At 65.8% G+C, this 12,298-nt stretch carries 9 protein-coding genes; 8 read left to right on the top strand and 1 reads right to left on the bottom strand.

What is annotated here, in order from left to right:
* The first annotated feature begins 74 nt into the window (after window positions 1-74).
* Entirely contained in the window at window positions 75-1,391 is a 1,317-nt protein-coding gene (gene basC, locus MOV80_RS18510) for a putative histamine N-monooxygenase (RefSeq protein ID WP_249605364.1), read from the top strand.
* Window positions 1,392-1,851: 460 nt separating this feature from the next.
* Here the strand turns inward: basC and MOV80_RS18505 are convergent, their stop codons facing one another.
* Window positions 1,852-4,002, bottom strand: coding sequence for a condensation domain-containing protein (locus MOV80_RS18505; protein ID WP_249605363.1), 2,151 nt, complete (start codon window positions 4,000-4,002; stop codon window positions 1,852-1,854).
* A gap of 503 nt (window positions 4,003-4,505) precedes the next feature.
* On the opposite strand from MOV80_RS18505, the gene MOV80_RS18500 reads away from it, so the two are divergent.
* From MOV80_RS18500 to MOV80_RS18470, 7 genes are read left to right on the top strand one after another with little or no spacing between them, the layout of a single operon-like run.
* The gene (locus MOV80_RS18500) at window positions 4,506-5,075 is read left to right on the top strand and encodes a sigma-70 family RNA polymerase sigma factor (protein ID WP_019102302.1); all 570 of its coding nucleotides are present in this window, start codon (window positions 4,506-4,508) and stop codon (window positions 5,073-5,075) included.
* Window positions 5,072-6,871 carry an ABC transporter ATP-binding protein gene (locus MOV80_RS18495; protein WP_114153328.1) on the top strand — a complete coding sequence of 600 codons (1,800 nt, stop codon included), beginning with the start codon at window positions 5,072-5,074 and terminating at the stop codon, window positions 6,869-6,871. Before MOV80_RS18500 ends, MOV80_RS18495 begins: the two co-directional genes overlap by 4 nt.
* Complete coding sequence (locus tag MOV80_RS18490; RefSeq protein ID WP_200123067.1) at window positions 6,865-8,634, top strand: ABC transporter ATP-binding protein; 1,770 nt, start codon at window positions 6,865-6,867, stop codon at window positions 8,632-8,634. Before MOV80_RS18495 ends, MOV80_RS18490 begins: the two co-directional genes overlap by 7 nt.
* The gene (locus tag MOV80_RS18485) at window positions 8,631-9,575 is read left to right on the top strand and encodes an iron chelate uptake ABC transporter family permease subunit (protein ID WP_039755394.1); all 945 of its coding nucleotides are present in this window, start codon (window positions 8,631-8,633) and stop codon (window positions 9,573-9,575) included. The genes MOV80_RS18490 and MOV80_RS18485 overlap by 4 nt, the downstream gene beginning before the upstream one ends.
* Entirely contained in the window at window positions 9,572-10,522 is a 951-nt protein-coding gene (locus MOV80_RS18480) for an iron chelate uptake ABC transporter family permease subunit (RefSeq protein ID WP_019102306.1), read from the top strand. Before MOV80_RS18485 ends, MOV80_RS18480 begins: the two co-directional genes overlap by 4 nt.
* Complete coding sequence (locus tag MOV80_RS18475) at window positions 10,519-11,301, top strand: ATP-binding cassette domain-containing protein (RefSeq protein WP_019102307.1); 783 nt, start codon at window positions 10,519-10,521, stop codon at window positions 11,299-11,301. The genes MOV80_RS18480 and MOV80_RS18475 overlap by 4 nt, the downstream gene beginning before the upstream one ends.
* Window positions 11,298-12,287 (top strand): siderophore ABC transporter substrate-binding protein, encoded by a 990-nt coding sequence (locus MOV80_RS18470; protein ID WP_249605362.1) that lies wholly within the window; start codon window positions 11,298-11,300, stop codon window positions 12,285-12,287. Before MOV80_RS18475 ends, MOV80_RS18470 begins: the two co-directional genes overlap by 4 nt.
* Window positions 12,288-12,298: the final 11 nt, after the last annotated feature.

Raw genomic sequence — 12,298 nt, 5'->3', positions numbered from 1 at the left:
TCAAACTCATCCCGGGGCGGCTTCTCCGCCCTGGGGACAACCGATAGAACCTTGGGAGTTTTTCGTATATGGAAATGGCGAACATAGATGTTGCCGGCGTTGGCATCGGGCCGTTCAATCTGGGCTTGGCGGCCTTGTTGTCGCGCCACTCGGACATCAAAGGAGTGTTTCTGGAGCGCAAACCGGCGTTCCGCTGGCATGAGGGTTTGTTGTTGCCGGGCACCACGCTGCAAGTGCCGTTCCTGGCCGACTTGGTCACGCTGGCGGACCCCACGCATCCACTCAGCTATCTGAACTATCTGCACCAGCACGACAGGCTTTACCAGTTCTACTACTACGACAACACCCTGGTGCCGCGCATCGAATACGACGATTACTGCCGCTGGGCCGCGCAACAGTTGCCGGCCTGCCGTTTTGGCGAGGAGGTGCGGGACGTGACTTACGACGCCGGCGCGGGGCGCTTTGTGGTGGACAGCGAATCGGCGTCCGGCGGGATGCGCCGCTATGCCGGCCGCGATTTGGTGGTGGGCGTGGGCACTTCGCCGTGGCTGCCGGCGTGGGCGCGCGCCAGCCGCCACCCGCGGGTCATCCATTCCGCCCAGTTCATCCCCAATCAACAGGCGCTGTCGCAATGCCGGCGCGTCACCGTGATCGGTTCCGGCCAGAGCGCGGCGGAGTGCGTGCTGGCGTTGTTCCGCGAGCTGAGCCCGGAGCAGGTGGCGGCCGGGGCCTCCATTCAGTGGATCACGCGCGCGCCGGGCTTCCACCCGATGGAGTTTTCCAAGCTGGGGCAGGAGTGCTTCACCCCGGCTTATATGCAGTACTTCCACAGCATCCCGCGGGAGAAGCGCCGCGAGGTGGTGGCCGGCCAGGGCCTGCTGTACAAGGGCATCAGCTTCTCCACCATCGGCGATATCTTCGACTTGCTCTACGAGCGCTCGATAGGCGGCCGTGATCCGGGCCTGAAGCTGTATTCCAATTGCGATGTGGAAGCGCTGGAGGAACTGGGCGCGGACGGCGCGTTGCGCATGACTTGCCATCATCGGCAACTGGGCCAGCGCTGCCAGCTGGAGACCGACGCCATCGTGGCCGCCACCGGCTACGCGCACGCTTGGCCGCAGTGGTTTGAGCGGCTGAAGGAGACGGTGCTGGAGGTAGACGCGCAGGGCGATTGCATCGTGGAGGAGGATTTCACCGCCCGCCGCCGCGATCAGGGGCCGGGCCGGGTCTTTGTGCAGAACGCGGAGATTTTCCAGCACGGGGTGGGTTCGCCGGACCTGGGCATAGGCCCGATCCGCAACGCGGCCATCATCAATCAGTTGCTGGGCCAGCCGCGTTATCGCCTGCCGCAGCGTTCGGCGTTCCAGCATTATGGGCTGCCGCGGGGGTAGCTTGTTTCTGGCTAGCTGGTTTTGAATCCGCTGCGCGGATGATGGTTTTGATTGCCGGGGCTGCCCGGCGAGCAGGGAGGAGATATTTGCTTGGCCAAATATCCCCTCCACCCCTAAAGGCCACCCTGCAAGCCTGGCCTACGGCTCCCCGCCGGTTCCCGTCAGGCCCGAGGCGCGGCTGAACTCGCGATTTGCTAACGTCAAATCGCTCAAACAGGGCAGCCGCTTAAAACCTCGGGCCTGCCACCCGGCGGCAGGCTTGAAGGGACCCAGGGTACGTCGAATACGAGGTTTCCTACGTATTTACGTAACATCTCAACGCACTTACAAAAGATCGTAAACAGACTCTAAGGCTGTTTTCGGCCGGCTATGACATTGACGCCCCCGCTCTCGTTTGAGGGCGGGGGCGTCGGGCTTTGCGCGCCGTAGCGCCGGCGCGCGGCGGACCGTGAGCGGCGGCTTAGTCCAGCAGTTCTTCCAGCTTACGCTCGCTGGCGTCGCCCGCGCTCAAGAGCGCGAACAAGCGGTGCAGCGTGGCGCAGATGGCCTCTAGCTGGGCGGCGGAGTAGCGCTCCGCGCGGTAGGTGATGACCAGGCGCAGCGAGCCGTCGTGCGCGTCTTCCATGATCTCGAACTGCAGGCCGAACATGGATTCGCTCTTGTCCGGGTCGATCTGGCGGTAGCGGATCTCGCCGCCGTCCGGGGCCGGCAGCGCGCCGTTGAGCGCGTTGTTGGCGTGAACCTGGATGTAGACGTCGAACAGCAGGCCGTCCGCCGGCGTCATGCCCAGCGCGTTTTGCACCAGTTCCAGCGGAATGTCGGCGTAGGCCATGGAGTCGTTGATGGTCAGGGTCACGTCCTTGAGCAGGCTGCCCAGCGACTGCCGACGGTCGAAGCGCACCCGGTGCGCCACCATGGTGGTGAAGTAGCCGACGGTGTCGAAATACGCCGCGTCGGTGCGGCCGGAGGACGAGGTGCCGATCACGATTTCCGGCAGATCGCCCAGCTTATGCAGGGCCAGCGCGATGGCGGTGTAGACCACGCTGAACAGCGAGGAATCGTGACGCTTGGCGAAGGCGGTGATGGCTTCCAGCGCGCCCGGCTCGGGCTTGAACTCCAGCCATTTGGCTTTGAAGCCGGCGGGCTGGTTGGGCGCGGCGGCCGACGCGGCCGGGTCCGGCAGGCGCAGGCCCGGCGTGGCGCCGCGCAACATCGAGGTCCAGTAGTCCATGTGGCGCGGGTTGACGCCCTGGCTCTGTTGTTCCAGAGCGAAGGCGTGGAAGGAGGGCGCCGGGGCGGTCCATCGCGGCGCCTGTCCGGCGGCGCGGGTGCGATAGGCCAGCGCCAGCTCGTCCATCATCACATTCAGCGACCATTCGTCGATTGCCATGTGGTGCACCAGGAAGGACAAGGTCTGGCGGCCGGTGGCCGGGTGGCGCAGGAAGCGTATCCGCAGCGGCAGTTCGCGGCTCAGGTCGAAGCGGTGGGTGGCTTCGTCTGCCAGCGTCTGCCCTTCGCTCTCCGCGCTGCTCCAGAACCACTTGTACCCGCCGATTTCCGTCAGCGGCACGATGCGCTGGAGCGCGGCGTCGTCTTCTTCATGGAAGGTGGTGCGCAGGCTGGCATGGCGTTCCAGCAAGTCCGTGAAGGCTAGGCGGAACAGGTTTTCATCCACCGGGTCCAGGAAATCCAGCGCGAAAGGCAGGTTGAAGATGGTGCCGAAGTCGTAGGCGGCGTAGGCGCGCCACAGCGAGGCCTGCGCCAGCGCCAGCGGGGCTTGGCGGACTTCGCCGGACGGCGCGGCCTGGCGGCGTTGTTCGCTGACGGTGGCGCGGGCGGCCAGCGCGGCGGCGGTTGGGGCTTCAAAGAAGTCGTTGAAGCGGATCTGAATGCCGTGCTTGCTTTGCAGGGTGCCGATGATGCGGGTGGCCAGCAGGGAATGGCCGCCGAAATCGAAGAAGTTGTCGTCCGGCTTCATGCCGGGTTCCGCCAGCACGGCGCGCAGTTCGCCCAGGATGACGGCGGCGACCGCGTCCACGCCATCGGCTGCGGGCTGGCCGGCCGCCGGCGGGCGGTCAGCGGCTCCGCCGGCCTCTAGCGGCGTCAGGGTCAGCGGCCGGCGCGTGGGCTCCAGTTGCTGATAACCCTGGGTCAGCGCGTCCGCCAAGGCGTTGAACGGCTGGGCGGGGTCCAGGATGGGGTGCAGGCTCAAGGCCAGCACGGCGCTGTGCTCGGTATGGATGATCAGGGCCTGGAACGGCGGCTGCGTTGCCGCGTCCCAAGGCGCCGCGCGCAGCGCCTGCAGGCGGTTGGCCAGTTCGGCTTCCTTCATACGGGGGAAGGCGATGCAAGGGTGCCAGCCGTCCACATGGGATTTGCACAGATCGCCATCGTCGCTGAACTCGTAACGGGCGTTCAGCTCCGGCCGGGCCTGGATCAGCTGTTGCAGCGCCAGGGTGAGCAGGGCGAGGTCCGTCTGCGGGTCCAGCCGCCAGGCGTCGATGTGGCGGCTCAGGCGTTCCGGGTGCTGCTGCTGCAATAGCCAGCATTGTTCTTCGTGAAGGCTCAGGGACAGGCGCTGCGACGGGATGTCGGGGTGGGGGTGCGACAAGGGTAGTCTCCTTCTGGAATTCAACGGCCAATAATCGTTGCGGGCGGCGACTGGAGTTGCTTGGTGGTCGCCTGTTCTCTAGGGCGTCGTCGGGAGATGACGGCCCTGGGAATGGGTGCGGCTGGTTCTTGCGATGAGATGTTTACGGCATGGGAGGCGCGGGATTCCGGCCGTTTTTCTTAGAACCTGTTCAAAGTCTGCTGCGCTTCGGCGATACGGCGTTGAAAACAACTTCGAAATGCTCATGTACCGCTTGTACATTCCGCTTTCTCAGCCGTTTTCGCCTTGTCTCGCTCTTGCTCGCGAGACTTTGAACAGGTTCTTACGGGCCCATCGGGCTGAGAGGGCGCTTATACGTCATGCCTGGCGGCCGTAAACTGGATTTTCGGCATAATTAATGCAAAAGACATTGTTTGTTTGCGTTGGGTATGACGTATTGACAATGTCGATGATAATAATAAAAATGATTATCATTTGCAAATTCAAGTGAAAAGGAGAGGGGCGTGGACAATGGCCCGATCACTTTTCAGTCGCAATTGCAGAGCTTGTACCTGGATCACCACGGCTGGCTGTGCGGTTTGCTGCAGCGCAAGTTGGGCAATCCAAACGATGCGACGGATCTGGCTCACGACATTTACCTGCACCTCATTCAGAAAGGGCGGATTCCGCCGGCGGATGAATCCCGTTGCCATTTGGCGCAGATCGCCAAAGGCAAGGTGATTGATTTGCTGCGCCGCCGCCGCTTGGAGGCCAGCTATCTGGAAAGCCAGGCCCAGCAGCCGGAGCCGCGCGCGCAGTCTGAAGAGGCGCGCGCGCTGGTGAAGGAGGAGATCAAGGGGGTGGACCTGGCGCTGATGGGCAAGTCGTTCAAGGTGCGCCAGGCGCTGCTGCTGTCCCGGCTCAACGGCATGAGCTACGGCGATATCGCCGCGGAGCTTCAGGTGTCGGTGTCTTCGGTGGAGAAGTACGTTGCGCTGGGCCTGCAAGCCTGCCGGCGCAGCGTGGAGGCCGGCATGGGGCCGGGCGCGTGCAAGCAACAACCATTAATCCGTGTTGTAGAGGAGTTGTCATGAGTGTTGAGGAAGAGGTTTTGGGAGAGGCCGCCGCCGCCGGGCCTATCGCCCGCGTGTTGGCGCCGATACGCGGCCGGCTGATCGCCGCCGGCCTGCTGGCGGGGCTGGGCGCCATGCTGAGCCTGGCGCCGCTGGCCGGCGTCGCCCATATCGCGCAGCTGGCGCTGGGCCAGGGCGCGGCCGCGCTGGGCGGCGATGACTTGTGGCGGGTGGTGGGCCTGAGCCTGCTCTGCCTGTTTGCCGGCATGACGCTGATCTTGGCCGGCGATGTGGTGGCCCATCTGGCGGACAACCGCATCACCGGCCTGCTGCGCCTGGCCATTACCCGCCGGCTGGCCAAGGTGCCGCTGGGCTGGTTCACCAGCCGCGCCTCGGGCGAGGTCAAGCAGGCGATGCACGACGATATCGGCATCCTGCACAGCCTGACCGCCCATTTCTACACTACGCTGGGGCGCAGCGTGGGCGCGGTGCTGGCGTCCATCGTCTACATGTTTGCGATGGATTGGCGCATGGCCATCGCCTCGCTGCTGCCCTTCCCGCTGTTCTTCCTGTTTTTCGCGCGGGCGCACAAGGCCAGCGCGGCCAATATGGAGAGCTTTGGCGCGGGCATGGCGCGCATCAACAACGCGGTGGTGGAGTTCGTCAACGGCATTCCGGTGGTCAAGGCCTTTGGCGCGCAGCACAAGGCGCACGGCAGCTACCGCGCGGCGATAGACGCTTTCGCCAGCGCTTTCACGGATTTCACCCGGCCGCTGGTCAGCGCAATGGCCAACGCCAACGCCATCATCGCGCCGGTGTCGGTGCTGGGCGTGGTGCTGGCTTTTGGCGCGCTGATGGTGGGCCTGGGCTGGATCGCCCCGGTGGACGTCTTGCCCTTCGCCCTGGTGGCGCCGGGGCTGAGCTCGCCGCTGTTGATGCTGAGCTACATCACCCATGACCTTAACCATGCCACCGGCGCGGCCCAGCGCGTACACGCGCTGCTGCAGACCCCGGTGCTGGAAACCGCCGCCGGCGGGGCGCGGCCGGCCGACGCCGAAATCCGCGTGGAAGGGCTGAGTTACGGTTATTCCGAGCAAGAGCCGGTGTTGTCCGGCATCGATTTCACGCTAGCTCCCGGCACGGTGACGGCCATCGTCGGCCCCTCCGGCGCCGGCAAGTCCACGCTGGCGCGGCTGCTGCTGCGCTTCTTCGATCCCAGCGCCGGGCGCATCACCCTGGGCGGCGTGGATTTGCGGCAGTTGGACAGCGCGGAGCTGTACCGGCGCATCGGCTTCGTCCTGCAGGACGTGCGCCTGATCCACGCCAGCGTGCGCGACAACATCGCGCTGGGCCGGCCCTCGGCCAGCCAGGCGGAGATCGAAGAGGCCGCGCGCACCGCCAATATCCACGAACGCATTCTCAGCCTGCCGCGTGGCTATGACTCGGTGATCGGCGAGGACGTGCAGTTCTCCGGCGGCGAGGCCCAGCGGCTGAGCATTGCCCGCGCGGTGCTGTTGGACCCGCCGGTGCTGGTGCTGGACGAGGCGACGGCGGCGGCCGACGCGGAAAACGAGGTGAAGCTGCAGCAGGCGCTGTCCGCCTTCGCTCGCGGCCGCACCCTGGTGGTGATCGCCCACCGGCTGGATACGGTGATGCAGGCGGACCAGATCCTGGTGGTGGACAAGGGCCGGCTGATTGAGCGCGGCCGCCATCAAGAGCTGCTGGCGCAGGGCGGCTGCTACGCGCGGTTGTGGGCGCAGGGCCATTACGGCAAGACCGAGGAAGTAGAACAGGAAGGATGGGTGCCGCAATGTTGAAAACTTTTATTCGGCTGCTGGGGGACGATGCGGCCAAATTGCGCCGCTACGCGTGGCTGGCCTTGATTTACAGCCTGCTGTGCGGCGTGACCATCGTGCTGCTGGCGCCGGTGCTTAGCCATTTGCTGGCCGGCGAGGCGCGCGCGGCCGGCATGTGGCTGGCGGCGCAGGCGCTGGGCGTGGCGCTGTGCTGGGGCCTGCGGCGCAAGGTGGAAAAAGCCGGCATCGCCGTCGGCATCGCCGTGCTGCAAGGCGGGCGCCACCGGCTGGCCGAGCATGTGGGCAGCCTGCCGGTGGGTTGGTTCAGCGCGGGCAACACCGCCCGGCTCAACCACATCGCCACTCAGGGCATGATGGAAATGGCCCAACTGCCGGCCCATGTGTTCACTCCGTTGTTTGTCGGCGTGGTGACGCCGGTGGTGGTGCTGGGCGCGCTGTTCGCCGTTAATCCGTTGATGGGCTGGGTGGGGCTGGCCAGCCTGCCTTGCCTGCTGCTGGTGTTTGGGCTGACCGCGCGGCTGAGCCAGCGCGCGGACCAGGCTTACCAGCAAAGCACGGCTCAGAGCAGCCAGCGCATGGTGGAGTTCGCGCAGGCCCAATCGGTGCTGCGCGCCTTTAACGGCGAAAGCGGCGGCACGCGTTTTCTGGAGCAGGCCATCGCCCAGCAGCAGCAATCCGGCCGGCATTTGATCCGGTTGTCGGCGCTGTCCTCGGTGCTCAATGTGTGGGCGGTGCAGGCCAGCTTCGCCGCGCTGTTGCTGGTGGCCGCCTTGTGGCTGGGCGACCACGCCGGCCTGGGCCTGACCCCGGCCACGGTGATTCCGGCGCTGGTGGCGCTGATGCTGATGAGCCGCTTCATCGACCCGCTGCTGGATGTGGCCGGCTACAGCGAGGTGCTGCGCGGCGCGCGCGGCCAGTTGCAGGCGGTGGCCAAGCTGTTTGAGGTGGTGCCCATGGCGGAACCGGCCCGTTCCGGCGCGCCGGCGGACGCCTCGGTGGAGCTGAACCGGGTGAGCTTCCGCTACGGGCCGGAACAGGCGCCGGTGCTGAACGGGCTCAACCTGCGCATAGCGCCGGGCAGCATGACCGCGCTGGTGGGCGCGTCCGGCTCCGGCAAAACCACTTTGCTGCGCTTGATCGCCCGTTTCTTCGACGTGGACCAGGGCGAGGTGAAAGTGGGCGGCGTGGATGTCCGCGATCTGTCCAGCGAACGGTTGGCCGGCCAGATCAGCCAGATCTTCCAGGACGCCTATCTGTTCCAGGGCAGCATTGGCGACAACATCCGCATCGGCAAGCCGGACGCCAGCGACGCCGAAGTGTTGGCGGCGGCCCGGCTGGCCGGGGTGGAGGAAATCATCGAGCGGCTGCCGCAGGGCCTGGATACCCCGGTGGGCGAGGGCGGCGCGCGCTTGTCCGGCGGCGAGCGCCAGCGCATCTCCATTGCGCGCGCGCTGATCAAGGACGCGCCCATCCTGCTGGTGGACGAAGCCACGGCGGCGCTGGACACCGAGAACCAGGCCGCCATCGCCCAGGCGCTGGCGCGGCTGCGCGGCAAACGCACCCTGATCGTCATCGCCCACCAGCTGTCCACGGTGGAGATGGCGGATCAGATCGTGGTGTTGGAGGACGGCAAGGTCCGCGAGCAAGGCAGCCATGCCGAGCTGAGCGCGCGCTCCGGCCTCTACGCTCACTTCCTGGAGCAGCGCAGAAGCGCCAAGGGCTGGCGCATCACCGCGGCGCCCGTCGCAGAGGCCGTGTCTTGAAACGACTTGCCTTGCCGCTGCTGCTGTTGACCTGCAGCGGCCTGTCTTTGATGGTGGGGGCCAAGCAGATGGCCTGGACCGGGCCGCTGGCCCTGTCCGACGACAGCTGGCTGACCCTCACCGCCAGCCGGTTGCCGCGCTTGGCGGCGCTGCTGCTGGTGGGGGTGGGGCTGTCGGTGTGCGGGGTGATTTTGCAGCAGATCGTGCGCAACCGTTTTGTGGAGCCGGCCACCTCAGGCGGGCTGGACGCGGCCAAGTTGGGCATTCTGGTGGGGCTGAGCCTGGTCCCGGAGGCCGGCAACCTGGGACGGATGCTGTTTGCGCTGGCTTTCTGTTTTGCGTCCAGCCTGGTCTTCATCGCCATCATCCGCCGCATCCAGTTCAAGAACACCGTGCTGGTGCCGGTGATAGGGCTGATGTACGGCAGCGTGCTCAGCGCCGTGGCCGAGTTCTACGCCTACCGCCACAACATCCTGCAAAGCATGCAGGGCTGGCTGCTGGGCGATTTTTCCAAGATCGTCGAAGGCAATTACGAGATCGTCTACCTGATTCTGCCCATCGTCGCGCTGGCTTATTGCTACGCCCACCGCTTCACCGTGCTGGGCATGGGCGAGGAGATGGCCGCCAGCCTGGGCCTGAGCTACGCGGCCACCGCGGCGCTAGGCCTGGTGCTGGTGGCGGTGACGGTGGCCGCCACCGTCATCACCGTGGGCGCGATTCCCTTTGTCGGCTTGGTCATTCCCAATCTGGTGGCGCTGCGTTGGGGCGAGAACCTGCAGCGCACGCTGCCCATCGTCGCCGCTTGCGGCGCCTTGTTGATGTTGGTTTGCGACATCATCGGCCGCCTGCTGATCTACCCGTTTGAAGTGCCCATCGGCCTGACCGCGGGCAGCGTGGGCGGCGTCCTGTTCCTGATGATGATTCTATGGAAGCACAAATGAGGGATGCCCTGATCCGCCGCGGCGTCTGGGCGCTGGCGGCGGCGCTGGCGCTGGCGTTCCTGCTGCTGGGCTCCGGCCTGGATTTCGATTACGTGATACCCAACCGGCTGCTGCGCCTGGCCGCCATCGTGGTGGCCGGGGTCTGCATCGCCGTGTCCGCGCTCACCTTCCAGACGCTGACCGGCAACCGCATCCTCACCCCGGCCATCATGGGCTACGAGGCGATCTACCTGCTGCTGCAGTCCCTGCTGGTGATGGCGCTGGGCGCGCACAGCCTGGCGCTGCTGGGCCGCCACGGCAACGCGCTGTTGTCCATCGCGGTGATGCTGGCTTATTCCTGGGCCATCCACCGCGCGCTGTTCCGCAAGGAGCGCAATGATCTCTATCTGCTGCTGCTGACCGGCCTGGTGCTAACCATGGTGCTGGGCACTTTTACCCAGTTCATCCAGCTCAAGACCAGCCCGGGCGAGTTCGCCATCCTGCAGGGCTTCAGCTACGCCTCCTTCAACCGGGTTCAGCCAGGGGCGTTGCTGTTCGCCGCGCTGCTGACCGCGGCCGCGGCCTGGCTGGTGAGCCGTCGGCTGGCGGTGCTGGACGTGCTGCTGCTGGGGCGCGAGCAGGCGATCTCCCTGGGCGTGGATTACCCCGGTAATGTGCGCATGCAGCTGGCGCTGATTGCGGTGTTGGCGGCGGTGTCCACCAGCCTGGTGGGGCCCACCGCCTTCATGGGCGTCTTCGTGGCCAACATCACTTACGCGCTGGCGCGGACTTTCCGGCACCGGGTCACGCTGCCCATGGCCTGCGCCATCGCCATCGCCATCTTCATCGCTGCCCAACTGCTGGTGGAGCAGCTGTTCAATTACAAAACCACCGTCAGCATCCTGGTCAACCTGGTGTGCGGCGCCTATTTCCTGGCGCTGATGGTGCGTAGCAGAGGACATGCATGATCACGCTTGAGCGCGTCTACAAGGCCTATGGCGACAAACAGGTGCTGCGCGACGTCAATCTCAGTTTTCCCTCCAAGCAAGTCACCTCGCTGATCGGCCCCAACGGGGCCGGCAAGAGCACGCTGCTGATGTCCATCGCCCGGCTGTTGAAGCCCAGCGCCGGACGCATCCTGATGGACGGGGAGGAGATAGAGCGGATCCCGCTGCGCGGCTACGCCAAGCGCGTGGCCACGCTGCGTCAGCACCCCAATATCGGCCTGCGCCTGACGGTGGAGGAGCTGGTGGGCTTCGGCCGCTTTCCCTACAGCCAGGGCCTGCTGAGCCGGGACGACCGCCGCGCGGTGGACGAGGCGCTGGCCTTCCTGGAGCTGGAACCGCTGCGCGTCCGTTATCTGGACGAGCTTAGCGGCGGCCAGCGGCAGATGGCTTTTTTGGCGATGTGCATCGCCCAGCAGTCCGATTATCTGCTGCTGGACGAGCCGCTCAACAACCTGGACATGAAGCACGCGGTGCACATCATGCAGGCCATACGCCGGCTGAGCGAGGAACAAGGCCGCACCGTGATCCTGGTGGTGCACGACATCAACTTCGCGGCCAATTACTCGGACCACATCGTCGCCATGAAGGCGGGCGCCGTGCACGGCTGCGGCCCGGTGGCGGAGGTGGTCACTCAGGCGCGGCTGCGCGACCTCTACGGCCTGGCCGTGGACATCCTGCCCAGCGAGCGCGGCTTCGTCTGTAATTACTTCAACCCTACCCCCACTGGAGAACCCGTATGAGCAACGATAAGAGGCCGCGCGCGCGCGCGGCCCTGCTGGCGCTGGCCGTGGCCGGCGGCCTGCTGGGCTGCGACGCCCGTCAGGCGACATCCGAAACCGCCGCCGCTCCGACGACCCAGGCCGCCTACGCCCCGGTCACCGTCAAGCACGAACTGGGCACCACGCAGATCAACAAGCGGCCGGAGCGGGTGGTGGCCTTCGACATGAGCGAGCTGGACGCGCTGGATCAGCTGGGCGCGCCGGTGGCGGGCATCTCCAAAGATTACGTGGCAGGCTTCCTGAAGAAGTACGAGCAGGACCCCAAGGTGATGGACGTGGGCACCACCATCCAGCCCAATCTGGAGCGGCTGCACGCGCTCAAGCCGGACCTGATCCTGATCTCGCCGCTGCAGGCGCAAAGCTACCCGGAGCTGAGCCGCATCGCGCCGACGCTGCATTACGACATCGACCTCAACAACCGCCCCGGCCATACCCTGGACACGGCCAAGGAGCATTTGCTGACCCTGGGCCGGATTTTGGGCAAGGAGGCGCTGGCGCGCGAGAAAGCCGGCGAGATCGACGCCAAGATCAAGCAGGTGCGCGAGGTGACCGCCGGCCGTCCGGAAAAGGCCTTGATCGTGCTGCACAACAACGGGGCCTTTACCTCCTACGGCGTGCGTTCGCGCTACGGTTACATCTTCGACACCCTGGGGGTGAAGCCGGCCAGCAACGAGACCAGCAACGGCCTGCACGGCCAGCCTATCTCCAATGAATTCATCCAGCAGGCGGACCCGGACATCCTGTACGTGATAGACCGCACCGCGGTAATGGAGCGGCGTCCGGCCTTGAATCTGAAAACCCTGGACAACCCGCTGCTGCGGCAGACCAAGGCCTGGCGCAAGGGCAAGGTGATCTTTGCCGACGCCGAAACCTGGTATCTGTGCACCGCCAGCCTGAGCTGCCTGAACCGGATTGGGGATGAGGTGATCAAGGGCTACCGTAGTTAAACCGGACGTGG

The sequence above is a fragment of the Chromobacterium sp. IRSSSOUMB001 genome, assembly GCF_023507765.1.
Taxonomy (GTDB): domain Bacteria; phylum Pseudomonadota; class Gammaproteobacteria; order Burkholderiales; family Chromobacteriaceae; genus Chromobacterium; species Chromobacterium haemolyticum.
The sequence above is the reverse complement of the archived record's forward strand: the minus strand, read 5'-3'. Positions and strand labels throughout refer to the sequence as shown.

Excerpts from the sequence above, each read along its gene's own strand:
- MOV80_RS18470 (WP_249605362.1), top strand. The coding sequence starts at position 11,298 with ATGAGCAACGATAAGAGGCCGCGCGCGCGCGCGGCCCTGCTGGCGCTG.
- MOV80_RS18475 (WP_019102307.1), top strand. The coding sequence starts at position 10,519 with ATGATCACGCTTGAGCGCGTCTACAAGGCCTATGGCGACAAACAGGTG.
- basC (WP_249605364.1), top strand. The coding sequence starts at position 75 with ATGGCGAACATAGATGTTGCCGGCGTTGGCATCGGGCCGTTCAATCTG.
- MOV80_RS18480 (WP_019102306.1), top strand. The coding sequence starts at position 9,572 with ATGAGGGATGCCCTGATCCGCCGCGGCGTCTGGGCGCTGGCGGCGGCG.
- MOV80_RS18495 (WP_114153328.1), top strand. The coding sequence starts at position 5,072 with ATGAGTGTTGAGGAAGAGGTTTTGGGAGAGGCCGCCGCCGCCGGGCCT.
- MOV80_RS18490 (WP_200123067.1), top strand. The coding sequence starts at position 6,865 with ATGTTGAAAACTTTTATTCGGCTGCTGGGGGACGATGCGGCCAAATTG.